This is a genomic window from Paraburkholderia megapolitana, assembly GCF_007556815.1.
Lineage (GTDB): Bacteria > Pseudomonadota > Gammaproteobacteria > Burkholderiales > Burkholderiaceae > Paraburkholderia > Paraburkholderia megapolitana.
This window is the reverse complement of record NZ_CP041745.1, coordinates 3,001,780-3,019,163: the sequence shown is the minus strand read 5'-3', so window position 1 is coordinate 3,019,163 and position 17,384 is coordinate 3,001,780. Positions and strand designations below refer to the sequence as shown.

The 17,384-nt window shown below is 58.7% G+C and carries 10 protein-coding genes; 8 read left to right on the top strand and 2 right to left on the bottom strand.

The window, feature by feature from the left end:
- Window position 1 precedes the first annotated feature (1 nt).
- The gene (locus FNZ07_RS26680) at window positions 2-3,265 is read right to left on the bottom strand and encodes an aminotransferase class I/II-fold pyridoxal phosphate-dependent enzyme (protein ID WP_091020186.1); all 3,264 of its coding nucleotides are present in this window, start codon (window positions 3,263-3,265) and stop codon (window positions 2-4) included.
- A 767-nt stretch (window positions 3,266-4,032) separates the two neighbouring features.
- Complete coding sequence (locus FNZ07_RS26675) at window positions 4,033-5,118, bottom strand: porin (RefSeq protein ID WP_091020188.1); 1,086 nt, start codon at window positions 5,116-5,118, stop codon at window positions 4,033-4,035.
- Window positions 5,119-6,409: 1,291 nt separating this feature from the next.
- Between FNZ07_RS26675 and FNZ07_RS26670 the strand changes: the two genes are divergently transcribed.
- The 8 genes from FNZ07_RS26670 (at window position 6,410) to FNZ07_RS26635 (ending at window position 17,282) form a co-directional block, all read left to right on the top strand.
- On the top strand, window positions 6,410-7,105 hold the full coding sequence (locus FNZ07_RS26670; protein WP_091020190.1) for an energy transducer TonB: 696 nt from the start codon (window positions 6,410-6,412) through the stop codon (window positions 7,103-7,105).
- Window positions 7,106-7,185: 80 nt separating this feature from the next.
- Window positions 7,186-8,130 (top strand): MotA/TolQ/ExbB proton channel family protein, encoded by a 945-nt coding sequence (locus FNZ07_RS26665; protein ID WP_091020192.1) that lies wholly within the window; start codon window positions 7,186-7,188, stop codon window positions 8,128-8,130.
- Window positions 8,131-8,143: 13 nt separating this feature from the next.
- Window positions 8,144-8,569: an ExbD/TolR family protein gene (locus FNZ07_RS26660; RefSeq protein WP_091020194.1), complete on the top strand. Its 426-nt coding sequence runs from the start codon at window positions 8,144-8,146 to the stop codon at window positions 8,567-8,569.
- A gap of 61 nt (window positions 8,570-8,630) precedes the next feature.
- Window positions 8,631-9,062: an ExbD/TolR family protein gene (locus FNZ07_RS26655; protein WP_091020197.1), complete on the top strand. Its 432-nt coding sequence runs from the start codon at window positions 8,631-8,633 to the stop codon at window positions 9,060-9,062.
- Between the two features lie 10 nt (window positions 9,063-9,072).
- On the top strand, window positions 9,073-10,278 hold the full coding sequence (locus FNZ07_RS26650) for a tetratricopeptide repeat protein (protein ID WP_091020199.1): 1,206 nt from the start codon (window positions 9,073-9,075) through the stop codon (window positions 10,276-10,278).
- 221 nt (window positions 10,279-10,499) lie between these two features.
- Window positions 10,500-11,075, top strand: a complete 576-nt coding sequence (locus FNZ07_RS26645; protein WP_091020201.1) for a helix-turn-helix domain-containing protein — start codon at window positions 10,500-10,502, stop codon at window positions 11,073-11,075.
- Window positions 11,076-11,435: 360 nt separating this feature from the next.
- Window positions 11,436-14,198 (top strand): TonB-dependent receptor plug domain-containing protein, encoded by a 2,763-nt coding sequence (locus FNZ07_RS26640; protein WP_091020203.1) that lies wholly within the window; start codon window positions 11,436-11,438, stop codon window positions 14,196-14,198.
- 351 nt (window positions 14,199-14,549) lie between these two features.
- Window positions 14,550-17,282 (top strand): TonB-dependent receptor, encoded by a 2,733-nt coding sequence (locus FNZ07_RS26635; protein ID WP_091020205.1) that lies wholly within the window; start codon window positions 14,550-14,552, stop codon window positions 17,280-17,282.
- The last annotated feature ends 102 nt before the right edge of the window (window positions 17,283-17,384 follow it).

Here is a 17,384-nt window from a genome sequence, read left to right as displayed (position 1 = left end):
GTCACATGAATTCCTTGACCAGTTCGAGCGCCTTGTCGATGTCCTGCCGGGTATGGCCGTAGTTGACGAAGAAGCGCAGCCTCGACTTGTTCTCCGGGACAGCGGGATACAGGATCGGCTGCACGTTGATGTGGTGTTGCAGCAGCTTGTGATAGACGTTGACACAGCGGGATTGATCGCCGATCACCACCGGGATCACAGGCGTGTCCTTACTTGGGCCGGTGTCCAGCCCAAGCGAGCGCGCCTTGTCGAGGAAGTGCCGCGCCAGCTGCTGCACTTCCTCCACGCGCCACGGCTCGTTCAACGCCGTCGCGATCGCTGCGCGGGCCGCGGCCGCGTTGGCGGGCGGCATGCCGGTCGTGTAGACGAAGCCAGGGGTCGTGTAGCGCAGATAGTTGATGAACGAGCGGCTGCCGGCGATATATCCTCCGCAACTCGCGAAGCTCTTGCTGATGCCGCCCATCGTGATATCGATCAGCGTCGGATCGACGCCGGCATACTCGCAGATGCCACGGCCTGTCTTGCCTACCACGCCGATCGACAGGCATTCGTCGACCATCAGCAGGGCCTTGTGGCGCAGTTTGACCTCGATGAAACGCGCGAGCTCCGGGATGTCGCCATCCATGCTGTATGCACCTTCGATGAAGATCATTACCTTGCGGTATTTGCCGCGTGCTGCGGACAGGAACTGGTCGACGTCGTTCCAGTCGTTGTGCGGGAACGCGCGCATTGCCGCGCCCGAGAGCTTCGCGCCTTGCAGCAGGCTGTCATGGCTGTATTCGTCGTAGAGGATCAGATCGTCCTGTTCCATCAGGTGCCCGACAACCGTCACATTGCAGAAGTTGCTACTGACAAAGGTCAGGGCGTCTTCATGCCCGGTCAGGGCCGCGATCTGCCGCTCGAGCTCGACGTGTACCGTGCGCTGGCCGGCAACGATGCGAGCCGCCGAGACGCTGGTGCCGTACTGATCCACCGCAGCCTTGGCAGCGCTGACGACATCCGGATGTCCCGACAGCCCGAGATAGTTGTGGTTCGAGAAGTTGAGGTAAGCCTTCTCTCCCATCGTCATCTGCGCGCCGTTGATACCTTCATGCGTCGTGAAGAACGGCGAGCCGATACTCTCGAGCTGCCGGCTGCGGGCATCGATGTCCGCGATGCCCGACAGACGATCGATGTCGTAGTACTCGGCGGGGATCGTGGCCACGTCCTCGAATTGCAGCGCAGGCCGGGTTTCGCCCAGCTGCTGATACAGACGCTCGCGCATGCTGGGGTCGAGGGACTTGTAGCCTGCCGCAAAGCGATACACGGCGTTCGCTTCGTCGAGAAAGCCCTGCAGCTGCGTATGACGCGCGAACATGTCCACCGGCACCGGTGCGCCGATCAGCGTGGAAAGGTCGGCAACGAGCGTCGCCTGCTGCAGGGAATCGAGTCCCAGCTCGTCGAGCCGGACCTCGGCCGATGTGGCGGCCAGCGTATCGCCGGCTTTCTTTTCGATCCAGCGCCTGACCCATTCGTCGACGCCGTCCTGCGGCAGCGTCACGACTTCCGGCAGATCGTCCGCGGTGTCGTCTCGTAGCGCTTGCCATTCATGGATTGCGGGCAGGTTGCCGGCGCGATACGCATCGAGAATGGCCGCACGCCGGATTTTTCCGCTCGAGGTTCGCAGCAGCGTACCGGGCTTAACGAGCACGATCTTCTCGACACCAATGTCGTGACGCTTCGCGATGTCGAGTCGAATTTTGCGCAGCACCGTATCGACATCCACCTTCGCGATAAATTCGCGGCGGACTTCTTGCAGGACGATCAGCGCATCGCCATCGGATACCGCTGCCGTGCCACCGGACAGCAGTGCTTCGTCGCTCGCGCAAGACGTGTCCTCGATATCCTGCGGATAATGATTCCGGCCGCGAATGATCAGCAGATCCTTTAGCCTGGCGCTGAGGTAGAGCGTTTCATCGAGGTAGAAACCGAGGTCGCCGGTGCGCATGTACGGACCGGCACCGGATGCAGTGCGGGCCTGGAAGGTCGTTTCAGTAGCTACCGGGTTATTCCAGTAGCCGCGCGCAACCGACGGGCCTTTGATCCAGATCTCGCCTATTTCACCCGCAGTGAGTTGTCTGCGGCTCACTGGATCGCAGATCACGACTTCCTGGTTGTCGGCGGGAACACCGTGTCCGACCAGTGCGATCGTGTGTTCTGACTTCTCACAGCTGACCGCCTTGTCGACACCGAGATCCTGCGAGTCGAAGTGATTGACCAGCATGCCGTCCCCGCTCGCGCGCGTACCGGCGACGAACAGCGTGCTCTCGGCCAGGCCATAGCACGGATAGAGCGCACGGCGTGCAAAACCGCAGGTGGAAAAGCGTTCGGCGAAACGTTCAAGAATTTCGGCCCGGACCGGTTCGGCGCCGCAGAATGCGTTCTTCCAGCTCGACAGATCGAGGCTTTCCGAATCTGCTTCTCCGATGCGCTCCGCGCATTGCTCGTAGATAAAGTTGGGGCCGCCCGAGATCGTGCCGCGGTACTTCGAGATCGCGCGCAGCCAGCGCTTCGGTTGCTGGATCACTGCAACGGGCGGCAGGATGACGACAGGAACGCCGCTGTGAAAAGGCTGCAGAACGCCACCGAGCAGGCCCATGTCATGGTAGGGCGGTAACCAGATGATGCCCTGGGCATGCTCGGAACAATCGAAGCGCAGCCGGATCGTTTCGAGGTTATCCGCAAGATTGTCGACGCCAACCATTACGCCTTTAGGATTGCCTGTCGAACCCGATGTGTACTGCAGTAACGCCAGCGTTGCGCCGCCGCGCGGATCGGCCTGCTCGTGGCTCGATAGCAGCGTCTCGATGGCGAGGACTGCGACGCTCGAGTGCCTGCCTTCCGCGCGGAGTGCTCTTTCGATAGCGTCGGTCTGGCTGGCGTTTGCGAGTATCAGCCGCGGCGCACAGTCCGCAATGATGTTCTGTACGGTGTCCCAACCACGCCCTCCCGGGCGAGGCGAGTTGGTCGGCACGACGATCACGCCTGAGCGCAGGCAGGCTGCCATCGCCAGTACGAAATTGGGACCCTGCGGCAGCATCAGTACGACCCTGTCATCGACAGCGCATATCTGTTGCAGGTGCCAGGCCAGTTGCATTTCGCCATGGTGGAGCGTGCTCCACGTCAACGCATCCGTCTCGTTCTCTCCGTCACCGAGAAAACGGAAGGCATATTGGTCCGGCCGCTGGACGGCGTGCGACTGCAAGGCTGATGAGAGCGGATTCATGAATATTTCTGTCAGGAAATGGTTGCGTGCACGATGGTTGCGTCCGCAGCCCTGAAATATTCGGGAGGAAACGCGATTAATGAAGGAGTTCTACAGATTCATTCCGTTATTTTCTTAAACAAGATACGATCGCTATCGAGGTTCGCAGCAAGGTCGGCTTGCAAACCTGGTACTGCTCACGGTGTGGCACAAAGTAGGTTTCGTGGAGTCGGGTGTGTTGGTCGTGGATTTCGTGAGCTCATTCCAGAGAGTCATTTGACATTGGCGACCATTAGACTCGGCTTGTTTCGCGATGTCTGTCCCGGAAACAATCGACATGGACGATTCACAAGAGTTAGTAAGACTCTCCCGGCAGTACGGGGTAAGACTACGCAATGGCTGGAGCGTTACGTTTGCGTATGGCTGCTTATAGCGAGGCGCTATCGCAGCCATATCTAAATCCACTGCAAACTCGTGAAGTGAATCGATGGATGCGCATGGTGGTGAACAGGTCGATGAGACGCAGTGTTCGGCATGCGCCTGCCGAGTCGCGGAGGAGAGGGTGCACCACAAGCTGCCCGATTCTGGCGCCACAGCGAGTGGTTTCGAGTATCGGGCCGCGTACGTAGCAGTGTTCTCCGATATCTGCGATTGATGTGCGAGAGAGGTCGATCGCCGGGCTGCAAAAAAAACGGCGGTCCGAAGACCGCCGCGTAGTTCTATTCCGTTGCTATGTCGTCACTGTTCAAAAGATTCCGACATTTGCTTCTCGTCGCAACAGAACCCGATCAGAAGATATTGCGCAAACCAATAGCGACGCCAGTCTGGTTATTGCGGCCAGGGTAGTCCGCAAGGAACGCACCGTTACCACGGGTGAAGTCGACCGTGCCATACACCTCAGTGCGCTTCGACAACGAGTACTCGGCAAGCACCGTAGCCGAATAGTTGATACCGTTGCCAAGCGATCCGTCGAGCTGCGCCGCGTTGCGTGCGTGATCGTAGTAGCCGGCCACCGTAAGCGCCAGCGGTGCCGTCACCTGCCACGTCGAACCGACGTAGAAGCTGTCGTCGATACGGTTCGGACTCACGTGCGCGAGAGTCGGTGCGCCGGACTGCTGCATATCGACGTCGGCGAGACCGGTGTTGTCCTGCGAATGCAGCCAGCCTGCCAGCACCTTGAGCGTCGGTGTGAACGAATAGACCGCACCCACGTTCGCGATGTTGAACTTCTTGCCGGAGACGTCGTTCTGCTGGAAGCCGGCGACGGCCTCGAGCGGCCCAAGCGCATACGACGCGGCAAAGCCATACATGCTGTTCTGGCCCGTGCTGCCCGGTACGCCGCCAAAGCCGTACATACCTTCCACGTGCAGGCCACCAAACGTGCCGTTGTACTTCACCGAGCTGTTCGTGAACAGGAACGGGCCGACCGGGTTATAGACCCAGCTGTCCTGCCAGTAATCGCCGACCGTCAACGGGTCGAAGGTGTTGCCCATCATGTCGAAGAACGGCGTCTGCTGACGACCGAGGGTCAGCGCGCCGTACTGGTTGTTCGACAGACCAACATAAGCATTGCGCTGGAAAAGCGTGTTGTTGCTGTTGTCGAACTTGCCGGACCAGAGCTGGAACTGGTTCTCGAGCTTGAAGATCGCCGACGTACCGCCACCGAGATCTTCGCTGCCCTTTAAGCCGAAACGACTCGGCGTTTCGACGCCTTCGCCCATGGCGATCTGGCTGTCGTTACCGGCATTGGCGTTGGTCAGGTAGCGCACGCTGGTATCGACAAGGCCGTACAGCGTGACTGAGCTCTGTGCGAAAGCGGACTGGGCAGAGAGTGCAAGCAGAGCGGCGCCGAGCGCCGCGGTGGTCTTCTTCATGAAATCCCCTTTGGTTACTTGGGCCGACGGTGCGCGAAGGTATGGCGTCCGCAATGGCGTGAAATTCGCTGCGCGAGCGGTATCCCGCGCATGAACAGTCGCGATGATATTTCCGACAAATTAAGACCTGGGATGAATTCGTATGAATGTAGCCCGGCCGCAACATGGAGTTGACTTACCGGCAGCGACGATTTTCATTGTGATTTTCACGGTCTGGCTGCGTGAACGATATTTCGATCTTTGAGTTCGCGGTTTTCAGATTCGGCTGCGGCCGGATATAGACACGTCAGGGAGGAAGCACCACAGGAAACCGGACGTGCGGCGCGCTACGCATGTGCTGCAGTGCAATGCGAATCGCGATAGCCCGCGTGTAATTACATTTCCTTTCAACGGGTTAAACGACGTTGCGCGAAGCACCTTCCAAATTACTTCTATTGAAGTCGTATAAACGTAATTTGAAGATTGTTAATTGTAATGTTGTGAAAAAGACGATTTAGAGTGTTCATTCGAAGCGTGCAAAACCCGGCCTGAGGAAAGTTGAAGTTTTGCCTTCTTTCCGTAGTTAACCTGGTCAGCGTGTCGCTGTACCCAGGGTTACTACGAGGTCGCGATGTGATTTGCAGCCCTGTGACTTGCCAACGGTCTTGCGGGAAATCCGCATGCGGACGGGGGAGGGTCGGGCTTCGTCGAGTACTGCGGGTTGGCTGCTGCGTCGATCGTGCGTGTACAGCACGTCGGTCAGGGCCAGGTGGGTAGGGGAAAGAAGGTTCGGAACAGCACCGGAAAACCTGCGGGGCATAACCTTTCAAATATATAACAGCCTTTTCACAGATGTCGCAAAGTGTATTCCCGGCAAACTTCTTTTGCTCCCATCAAAAAAAGTTTGACCTTTGATTTTTTGACCTGCTATCTTCGCCTCCCATGAAAGGCAGCACAGATGTTAACGCCGATTGGCCGATAACGCGAAGTTTCCGTGCATGAGTTTGTTGCTATAGCGGACGCGAAACCGGCGCGACATATAAGCAGTGCGGTCTATTAGTGTTTATACGGATCGGAATGTGAAATCGCGATTTCCAGCCTGCAATGCGCCGGCTGCGTATCGCGTGCCCATGCGCAGTGCATTGGATGAGGCAGTCGGGATTCAACTGGTTCAGGTAGTACAACGTCAATTTCGGACTCCAGATCAAGCCGCCGGCGTTTTTTACCGAAGAACCTGGCGAACATGATCTGCAGCAGACAACCCACTGCGGCGCCGAAATGAATGGTTCACGCTGGAGGAGCAAAGGCAAGTATGAAAGTCGAAGGGCAACTTCCTGCAGTCACAGCCCGGATTGAACGACCGGGGCGTCCGCGAGAGTTTGGGCGCAAGCAACAAACCCCCGTGCGCCGTTTTGGCGGCATCGGCGTCGTAATTCTGCTGCACATTGTACTGATCTACGCATTGCTCAACGGTCTCGCCACCAAGGTGGTGCAGGTCATCCAGCATCCCATCGAAACGAAAATCATCGAGCCGGTGAAGCCACCGCCTCCGCCGCCTATTCCCACAGTGCAATTGCCGCCGCCGAAGTTCGCGCCGCCGCCGCCGCCGTTTGTGCCGCCGCCGGAAGTGCCGGTGCAGGCGCCGCCGCAGGCGACCATTACCCATCAGTCAGCGCCCGTTGTATCCGCGCCTGCCGTGGCGGCACCCGTTGCGCCGACGCCGACGAAGGCGCCGAGTACGGAAGTCGGTGTGGTGTGCCCGAACTCCGATCAGATACGTGGTTCGATCCCGTACCCGAAGGAAGCAATGGAAAACAACACCACGGGTGATGTGCTGATTGAATTCGTAGTCGATCCGCAGGGCCACATTACGAATGAACGCGTCGCGAAGTCGTCTGAAGATTCATCACTGGATCGTGCGGCATTCAACGCGGTCAAGCGGTTCAGTTGTATTTCGCAAGGCCAGCCTGTCCGAGTACAGGTTCCGTTCTCATTCACCTTGAATTGAGCGCACTGGCTGTACGCACGGTACCGGTAGCGATGTTTTTAATCCGGGTTTACAGGTTCAACGCATGAACTGGAGCAGGTATGAAGAAGCGAACTCTGGCCGCACTGGCCGCAAGCATGTTGATGGCCGTGACCACGGCGGGTACTTTTGTCGCGCCGCAGCTTGCGTATGCGCAGGCAAGCGATGCAACAGCCGCCGCATCGGCGGCCCCGGCAGCTACGGCTGCACCGGCTGACGCAACTGCGTCGCAAACGGCTACGGCACAGACCGCTGCGCCGTCCGCCGACCAGCCGGCACCGCCGCCTGAGCCCGCCACGTCGGAAACCGTCAGCAACCCGTACGGTCTCGGCGCACTCTGGAAGAACGGCGACTTCGTCGCACGCTTCGTGCTGATCCTGCTGGTGATCATGTCGATGGGCAGCTGGTACATCATGATCACGAAGTTCTTCGAACAGTTCCGCGCTAACCGTCGTGCGAAGAGCGCCGACGAACAGCTGTGGACCGCACCGTCGCTCGTCGAAGGCGCGAAGCTGCTGGACGAAGCATCGCCGTTCCGCTTCATCGCCGAAACCGCGATCGAAGCTGGTGAACACCACGACGAGGCCCTGCTCGAAGCCGTCGATCGCAACACCTGGATCGACACCTCGGTCGAGCGCGCTATCACCAACGTATCGAACCGTCTGCAAGACGGCCTGGCCTTCCTCGGTACGGTCGGCTCGACGGCACCGTTCGTCGGTCTGTTCGGTACGGTGTGGGGTATCTATCACGCGCTGACGGCCATCGGTATCGCCGGCCAGGCATCGATCGATAAGGTTGCAGGCCCGGTGGGTGAAGCGCTGATCATGACCGCAATCGGTCTGGCCGTGGCAGTTCCCGCGGTGCTCGGCTACAACTTCCTGGTTCGTCGTAACAAGTCGGTGATGGAGCGTGTGCGCAACTTCGGCGCGCAGCTGCATACCGTCCTGCTCGCCGGCAGCATGCGTTCGACGCGTGCTGAGGCTCGCCAGGCATCGCTGGCCCAATAAGCAGGAGTCGGCTATGGCAATGAGCGTTGGGCAGGAAGGGGATGACGACGAAGTCATCTCCAATATCAACACCACGCCGCTCGTCGATGTGATGCTGGTGCTGCTGATCATCTTCCTGATCACGATTCCGGTGGTGACACACAACATACCGCTGCAATTGCCGAAGGAGACGATCCAGCCGCTGCAGACCGCGCCCAAGAGCATCACGGTAGCGGTGAACCGCGACGGCGATTTCTTCTGGAACGAAAAGCTGGTCGATGCGCCGACCTTGCTGGCCGACCTGAAGAGTGTCTCCGAGCAGCTGCCGCAACCGGAAATTCACGTGCGCGGCGATCAGAACACGCGCTACGAGTTTATCGGTCGCGTGATCACTGCCTGCGAGCGTGCCGGCATCGCGAAGGTTTCATTTATCACGGAGCCGCCCGCGCGCGGTGGCTAGCTTTGCATGGGATCGGACCGGGCGCTAAAGAAAACGCCAGGTCCGGTCGACAGGAGTCGGTATGGGAATGAACGTATCTTCGGGCGGCCGCAACGCTGAACCGGAAGTGATGGTCGATATCAACACCACGCCGCTGATCGACGTGATGCTGGTGCTGCTGATCATGCTGATCATCACGATTCCGATCCAGATGCACTCGATCAAGATGAATCTGCCGATCGGCAATCCGCCGCCGCCGCTCGTACAGCCGGAAGTGGTGCAGATCGATATCGACTTCGACGGCACGACGACGTGGAACGGTGTGCTGGTACCGGACCGCGCCGCACTCGAAGCGAAGCTGTCGCAAGTAGCCGCTGAACCGGTCCAGGCAGAAATCCATCTGCGCCCGAACAAGCTGGTGCCCTACAAGGATGTTGCTGCGGTGATGGCTTCGGCACAGCGTCTGGGTGCGACGAAAATCGGCCTGATCGGCAATGAGCAGTACATGCAATAAGGAAGCAGGAATGCGAGTGATCCACCAACGGTTCGGACGCGCGATCGTCGCGGCTGCTTTCGGAGGGCTGTGTGCGTTTGCCATGCAGCCCGCACAGTCGGTTGCGGCAGATACACTGCGCCCCGACGTGGCTAAGCCGCTGAACGCCGCGCAGGATCTCTACCGTGCGCACAAGTACAGGGATGCGCTGACGAAGATCGATCAGGCTGCGGCAGTGCCGGGCAAGACGGCCTACGAAACCTACATGGTCCAGGAAATGCGCGGTGCCGCAGCGGCGGCAGCGGGCGATAACGCCACGGCCGCGCAGGCCTATGAGTCGCTGCTGAGCTCGGGCCAGTTAAAGGGCGCTGACGAGCAGCGCACCGAAGCGGCGCTCGCCGGAATCTACTTCCAGCAAAAGAACTACGCGCAGGCAATCAGGGTTGCGCAGCGATATCAGAAGGCGGGCGGCACGGACCCCGATATGCGGGTTCTGCTCGTGCAGTCCTATTACCTGTCGAACGATTGCACGAGTGTCGTCAATCTGGTTCGGCCGGGTATCGACGCGACGGCGCGTGCGGGCCGCGCGCCCGACGAATCGCAGCTCCAGTTGCTCGCGACCTGCGCGCAGCGCGTCAAGGACGACACGTCCTATCGCGGCGCGCTCGAAAAGCTGGTGGCGTATTACCCGAAGCAGTCGTACTGGGACGATCTGTTCCACGCGATCCGCAGCAAGTCGCACTATGCGTCGGCGCTGGACATCGATACGTACCGGCTGCGCCGCGCGACCAATGCGCTGACGACACCCGACGACTACATGGAGATGACGCAACTGTCGATCGTTGCGGGCACAACGGCAGAGGCTAAACAGGTCATCGACCAGGGCTTTACTTCCGGCGTGCTCGGCCACGACGCCGGTGCGGATCGCGAGAAGCGCCTGCAGGCACTGGCCGCGAAGCGCGCGGCGGCACCGGCCGATCCAGCCAACCCGGTCGATCCGATCGATGCGGGCTTTAACCTCGTATTCGCAGGAAAGGCAGCACAGGGTCTGGCCGCAATGGAAGCGGCGATTGCGAAGGGTGGTCTCGATCACCCGGATCAGGCGCAACTGCATCTGGGCGTGGCGTATTACATCGCGGGCCAGAAGGCCAAGGCGATCCAGGCGTTTCGTGCGGTCAAGGGCGACGACGGTTCGGCTGATCTTGCGCGTTTGTGGATACTGGTCGCATCGAAATAAGAGCGGCGGTCTGTTGGTCCGTGCATACGCGGACCAACCCGCTTATTGAGTGGAGGAAGACGACTTCAGATTTCCCGTGAGTCTCTCCAGCAGCCGGGGCATCCGGTTTCTGCCAGAGACGAGTGCAAAGCATCTCTCGTAGGGTCTGACCGGGACATTACGCTCGATGGAATTTACTTTGCTATGCCAAACAAATTTTGACTACGGGATTCTGACTTGCTATGGTTTTGCCATTCGATAACAAGACACAAGTTACGACAGCATTAGGCGAAAAGATCCGTGCACTCCGTCAGAGACTTAAGTGGACGCTGGATGAAACAGCTACGGCAGCGGGCATTTCGAAATCGTTTCTGTCGCAGATAGAACGCGGTCACGCAACACCGTCTATTTCCTCGCTGGTCGGCATTGCCGACGCGCTGGGCGTTACGGTGCAGTACTTCATCGACACACCGACCGAAGCGAGATCGGTGCGTCGGGGCAAAGAACTAAAGCTGTTTGGATTCGCCGGCACCGGTAACCTGTTTGGACGGCTGACGAATTTATCGGTCGGCAGCCAGCTGGAAGTCATTCTGGTCAGGATGCCGGTCGGAGAAACGTCGTCGGAAGTGACGACGCGGGCAGGAGAAGAGTTTTTGTATGTGATGAGCGGCCAGATATCGCTCACGCTTGAACATACGACGTTCGTACTTGAAGCAGGGGATACCGCGCACTTTGAGTCGACGGTGCCGCACGCGTGGTCGAATACTGCCGGCGAAGAGGCCGTGCTCGTGTGGGTAGGGACACCGGGATTGTTCTAGTTCTAGCCAAAGTGCGCAGAACCAGTTGTTGTTGTATCACGCCATCATGAAAGCATTCCTTAATGTTGTGACGATTTCCACTACGAAAAGTCGTGGATAAAGGACTTATGCTAGCTGGCATTTAAGTAATATAGAAATGCATTAGAAAGAAATTAATCGGTATTTTGTAATAACTTAGTAGTGCGATTTTAAAAAACTGAAGTGTCCTGTTTATCTCTCCGCACACAGGGGTGTGGCAAGCGGCAGGTACGTGGGACAACTTCAATGAAGCGCGGCGCACGATCGCCGCCAATCAAGTGGTGGGGCCATGGGCCTCCCCTCACATACTGACGTGGCCCTACTGACAAGCGAGAAGGGAAAATGAAACAGCGTGCATTGGCGTTGGCCATCAAAAGAATAATCTGGGCCGAACTGGCCTTATCGGCGGCTGTTGCTGTACCGGTGTTTGCGCAGAGCCAGCCGGCTACCGCAACGCCAACGGAAAGCACGGCTGCTCCCGCAGCGGCAGCGCCCGCTGCAGCCTCCGGCGTGACGACGGCTCCGGCCGCAAGCGCCGCGACGACCACACCAGCGGCAGCCGGTACAACAAGTACCGCGGCGGGTGGCGGTAAGGTTCAACAGCTCAAGACTTTCGAAGTGACCGGCTCGCTGATCCGTCAGGCGGACAAGACGGGATTCCAGGCGGTTCAAACGGTCACGGCTAAAGACATTCAAAAGAGCGGTGCCTCGACAGTCGCGGACTTCCTGCGCGATACGGCCGCCAACTCGGCTAATAGCTGGAGCGAAGGCCAGTCCGGCAACTTCGCCGCCGGCGCCTCCGGTATGGCACTGCGCGGTCTCAGCGAGAAATACACGCTGGTGCTGGTAGACGGTCAACGGGTCGCGCCGTTTGCGTTCTTTTCGAACAGCACGGATAACTTCTTCGACCTGAACACGTTGCCGCTCAACGTCATCGACCGGATCGAAATCGTCAAGACCGGCGCGGTGTCGCAATACGGTTCGGATGCTATTGCGGGCGTCGTCAACATCATCACGAAGCATAACTACCAGGGCCTGCAACTCGACGCCAACTATGGCGGCACGGCTGCTAGCGGCGGCGGCAACGGCACGACGAAGTTCAGCGTGCTGGGTGGCTTCGGCGACCTGAATGCGGATCGCTACAACATCACGGTTGCCGGTAGCGTGTACCAGGACGCGGGGTCGACTCTGGCCGATCGCGACTCGACGAAGAACCAGGACTTCACGAATCAACCGGGCGGCTTTTCGCTGCTCGCGCCGTCGTACTGGAACCTGCCTAATGGCAACGCACAGGCATTGAGCAATTGCCCGTTCGGTGGATCCGTGCAACCGGCAGGGAGCAACTTCCTCGGTTCGAGCACGAAGGGCGGGACGGTCTGCGGATACAACACGGCGAATAGCACGTCGATCGTTCCTGAAGCGCAGCGTCTAAGCTTGAAGGTTCATGGTGACTTCAAGATCGACGACACCACGACGGCATTCGCCGATATCTGGGTAAGCCACAACCAGACCACGACTAACGACGGCCTCTGGAACAACGTCACCGGTAGCCCGCAGACGCCGACGCTGTTGCTCGGGCCGGGTGGCGCACTCACTCCGTTCAACAATACGGTGCCGGCAAGCAACCAGTACAACCCGTACGGTGTTCCGACGGCACTCACCTATGCCTTCCCGAACACCGCGACCGAGAAAACGGACGCCAACTACTTCCGGTTTTCTACCGGCGTAAAGGGTTCGTTCACCGCGCCGTATGGCGACTGGGACTGGGCGACGTCGTACAGCCACTCGCAGAGCGAGGTGTCCAATACCTACTCGAACGTCCTGAATGCGAACGTACTGAGCAACGTCTTTCAGAACGGCATCTACAACTTCGCTAATCCGTCCTCGACGCCTAACGGCTTGAACGGTTTGTACACGACGGCGAACAACATCGGGATCTCGAAGCTCGATACCGTCGACGCAACGATTTCCACGCCGAACCTGTTCCATCTGCCGGCAGGCGATGTCGGCCTCGGTTTCGGCGCACAGTTCCTGCACGAAAGCGAATTCCTCGGTCAGGGCGCCGAATATCTGACCGGCGAGATCGCCAATCCGGATCTGGAAAATGTACAAGGTAATCGCAATGTCGCGGCCGTGTACTACCAGATCGACATTCCGATCATCCACAACCTGACGTTCAGCCAGTCCGGACGTTATGACCATTACAGCGATTTCGGCGGTGCGTTCTCGCCGCGCTTTGCCTTGCGTTATCAGCCGGTTCAGGCGCTGACGATGTTCGCTTCGTACAACCGCGGTTTCCGCGCACCGACGTTCGTCGAGAACGCCACGTCGCGGTCGTTGGGTATTCAGGAGCTTGCGAACGGTCCGGTCACGACGATTACGTCGGGCAACCCGGACCTTCAGCCTGAGCGCACGCGCAACATCAACCTCGGCTTCCAGATCTCGCCGACCCGTACAACCGACCTCGGTCTCGAGTGGTACAAGATCCGCGTCGACCACGTGATCGGCGAGGCGCTTACGCCGCAGCAGATCGTCACGAATCCGGCCAACGGTCAGATTCTCTACGAGGTGTTCCCGTATGAGAACCTCGGCTACCTCGACACCAACGGTTTCGACGCCACGTTCCGTCAGGCGCTGCCGACGCAGGTCGGTACGTTCACGCTGTCGGGCGACTGGGCGTACGTCAACCAGTTCAAGCTCGGTTTGCCTTCGGGTCCGATCAACGGCGCCGGCAACAACTACACGATCACGCAACCGTTCGGCGGCAGCTTCCCGCGCTTCAGAGGCAACACGACACTGGACTGGGAATATCGCAAGTTCGATACGGCATTGACGTGGCAATTCACAGGACCGTATGCGCAGAACGCGCAGCCGGATCCGGCATTGCCAAGCCGCGTTGGCTCGTACAGCCAGTTCAATCTGACCATGTCCTATACCGGCTTCAAGCACTGGACGATCTACGGCGGCATCAACAACATCTTCAATCGCACGCCTCCGTACGATCCACTGTTTGCTAACTCGACGCTCGATCAAAACGGTTACGACCAGTCGCTGTACACGTACATCGGGCGCTTTGCACAGGTTGGCGCTACTTACAAGTTCTAAGGCGTCGTGGCAGGTTTAGGGTCGATCGTTCCGGTTTCGTAGTCTTTGGTCTGCGGTACCGGAGCGATCTTTTTTTGATCCGACGATAACTCGAGTCTGCGCGCCGATAGCGACTGGCGTCGTCGCGACATGCTCCGACCAGAACAACAATAAGAACCATGAAATTCCAGCGGTCGCGCTGCGGATGCAAGCAGTGTCGCTCTGGTGGCGTTTAGGTATGTAGTGCCTGGCGGGTAAGCAAGATGCTGTAGATGGGTGCAGTGCGAGACCGTAGTCAATCGATGGGAGAGATCCACGAGAGCTCTCCTCACATATATAGGCGTGGCCCTACTGACAAGCAAGAGGGGAAAAATGAAACAGCGTGCATTGGCGTTAGCCGTTAAACGAATAATCTGGGCTGAGCTGGCGTTGTCGGCTGCAGTAGCCGGGCCTGTGTTTGCGCAGAGTCAGCCGGCTGTGCCGACAGGCACTGCGATTGCGCCCGCGGCGGCTGCACCGGCCGCATCGGCTGCCTCGTCCGGGACAGCGACACCGGCGGACACTACTACGAGCGCTGCGACGAGCACTGCGACGCCCACGGGCAAAGTCCAGCAGTTGAAGACGTTCGAAGTGACCGGCTCGCTGATTCGACAGGCTGACAAGACCGGGTTCCAGCAGGTTCAGGTCATTTCCCCGAAGCAGATCCAGGATTCGGGTGCGCAGAGTGTGTCCGACTATGTGCGCTCCATTTCGGCCAACTCGGCAAATAGCTGGGGTGAAGCCAACGACGATAGCTTTGCCGCGGGCGGTGCCGGTATCGCACTGCGCGGACTCAGTGAAAAGTACACGCTGGTGCTCGTCGACGGTCAGCGTGTTGCGCCGTTCGCATTTGCTGTCAACGGCACCGACCAGTTCTTCGACCTGAATACGCTCCCGCTAAACATCGTCGATCGCATCGAAGTCGTGAAGACCGGTGCGGTGTCGCAGTACGGCTCGGACGCTATCGGCGGTGTCGTCAACATCATCACCAAGCACAACTTCCAGGGCCTGCAGCTCGACGGCGGCTATGGCGGTGCAACGCAAGGCGGTGCGGGTACGACCAAGTTCGGCATTCTGGGCGGCTTCGGCAACCTGGCGTCGGACGGTTTCAACGTCACGGCAACGGCCAGCTATTACAAGTCAAACGGCTTTACGCTGGCCGATCGCGACACGACAAAGAACGAAGATTTCAGCAACAAGCCGTTTGGCGGCAGTATCCAGTACCCGACGTATTTCCTTAACCCGACGACGGGTGCTGCGTCGGTACCGTTCGGTTGCGCCGGCGGCACGCTTGCGCCGTACACGAGCAGCATCATCGCGAGTCAGAGAGCCTCGGTCAGCTCAGGCAATGTCTGCCTGAAGAATACGGCCGAAGACACATCGATTCAACCGATGACCGAACGCTATAACGCCAAGGTCCACGCCGACTTCAAGATCAACGACCAGACGACCGCGTACGCCGACTTGTGGGAAAGCTACAACACGACGACCACGAGCGATTTCAACGCGGCAATCGGCAACTTTCTCCAGTACAACCCGGTTACCAAAACGGTCAGCCCGTATACGTCGCTGGTGCCGGCAAACAATCCGTACAACACGACCGGCGTTCCGCAGGAGTTCTTCGGTTCTGTTCCGACTACGATCAACGTCAAGACGAATTCGAACTTCTGGCGTGCGGGCACGGGCGTGAAGGGCACCTTCTCGCTGTACGGAGATGACTGGGACTGGAACACCGGGTACACCCATTCGCAAAGTACCGTCAGCAATACGACCAACGGTGTGTTCAACCCGACCGGCTTGACGGCGGTGCTGCAAAACGGCACGTATAACTTTGGGAATCCGTCCGCGACGCCGAACGGTCTGAACGGTGCACTCACGCAGTCGAGCAACCTCGGTATTTCGAAGCTCGATGCGTTCGACGCAACCCTGTCGACGCCGTCCCTGTTCCACATACCGACGGGCGATGTCGGCCTGGGTTTGGGTGCGCAGTTCCTGCATGAAAGCGAACTGATCGAAGAAGACGGCGCCACGATGAATGGCGGAATTCTCAATCCTAATCTCCAGACGGTCGACGGTGAACGCAACATCGCCGCGGCTTACTACCAGATCGATATTCCGCTGATCAACAAGATGCTGACGTTTAGTCAGGCGGGTCGATACGACCATTACAGCGACTTTGGCGGTGCGTTCTCACCACGTTTTGCTCTGCGGTTCCAGCCGATTCAGCAGTTGACCACGTACGCATCGTATAACCGAGGCTTCCGCGCACCGGAATTCCTCGAGAACACGAATTCGTCGAACCTCGGCATCCAGCCAGTCGGCCCGAACGGTCAGAACGAAACCGTCGTGACCCGAGGCAACCCGGCGCTGCAACCGGAAAAAACGAAGAACTACAACATCGGCTTCGAACTGTCGCCGACGCGTACGACCGACGTCGGCTTCGACTGGTACAAGATTCACGTCGACAAAGCGATCGGCACCACGATCGATCCGGCAGGTACGGTTCTCAACCCGGATGGTTCGATCGCGTACATGCTGAACACATACGAGAACCTCGGTTCGTTCGATACGGACGGCTTCGAAACGACGTTCTCACAGTCGCTGCCTACCAAGGTAGGTACGTTCAAGCTGTCGGCTGACTGGACGTATGTGTGGCACTTCAAGATGAATGGGATTGGCGGTCTGTCTTCAACGGTCGACGGTGCGGGTAATGACCTGACGCTCTCGCAGCCGTTTGGCGGTTCGTTCCCGCGCTGGAAGGGCAATACGGATCTGTCCTGGGCGTACCATCAGTTCACGGCGGATCTGCAATGGCAATACACGGGGCCGTACTCGAACGCACTGGGTCTGAACTATTCCACCGCGTCGTATAGCGAGTTCAACCTGAACGTCGCCTACAACGGCTTCAAACACTGGACGATCTACGGCGGTATCAATAACATCTTCAACCGGGCGCCGCCGTACGATCCGTTGTGGCTCAGCACCACCGATCAAACCGGTTACGACCAGTCGTTGTACACGTATATCGGCCGTTATGTACAGATCGGTGCAACCTACAAGTTCTAGGCCTTTGAGCTTGTGGCGTAGTTGTGTAGTCGCGTAGTTGTGTAATGAACAGATCGCTCCGGTCTCGCGCGTTGAGACACGGAGCGATCGTCTTGTTTCAGC

What these genes read in the sequence shown, in the direction of transcription:
- FNZ07_RS26650 (WP_091020199.1), top strand. Translation starts at nt 9,073, where the DNA reads ATGCGAGTGATCCACCAACGGTTCGGACGCGCGATCGTCGCGGCTGCT.
- FNZ07_RS26635 (WP_091020205.1), top strand. Translation starts at nt 14,550, where the DNA reads ATGAAACAGCGTGCATTGGCGTTAGCCGTTAAACGAATAATCTGGGCT.
- FNZ07_RS26660 (WP_091020194.1), top strand. Translation starts at nt 8,144, where the DNA reads ATGGCAATGAGCGTTGGGCAGGAAGGGGATGACGACGAAGTCATCTCC.
- FNZ07_RS26655 (WP_091020197.1), top strand. Translation starts at nt 8,631, where the DNA reads ATGGGAATGAACGTATCTTCGGGCGGCCGCAACGCTGAACCGGAAGTG.
- FNZ07_RS26680 (WP_091020186.1), bottom strand. Translation starts at nt 3,265, where the DNA reads ATGAATCCGCTCTCATCAGCCTTGCAGTCGCACGCCGTCCAGCGGCCG.
- FNZ07_RS26665 (WP_091020192.1), top strand. Translation starts at nt 7,186, where the DNA reads ATGAAGAAGCGAACTCTGGCCGCACTGGCCGCAAGCATGTTGATGGCC.
- FNZ07_RS26645 (WP_091020201.1), top strand. Translation starts at nt 10,500, where the DNA reads ATGGTTTTGCCATTCGATAACAAGACACAAGTTACGACAGCATTAGGC.
- FNZ07_RS26675 (WP_091020188.1), bottom strand. Translation starts at nt 5,118, where the DNA reads ATGAAGAAGACCACCGCGGCGCTCGGCGCCGCTCTGCTTGCACTCTCT.
- FNZ07_RS26640 (WP_091020203.1), top strand. Translation starts at nt 11,436, where the DNA reads ATGAAACAGCGTGCATTGGCGTTGGCCATCAAAAGAATAATCTGGGCC.
- FNZ07_RS26670 (WP_091020190.1), top strand. Translation starts at nt 6,410, where the DNA reads ATGAAAGTCGAAGGGCAACTTCCTGCAGTCACAGCCCGGATTGAACGA.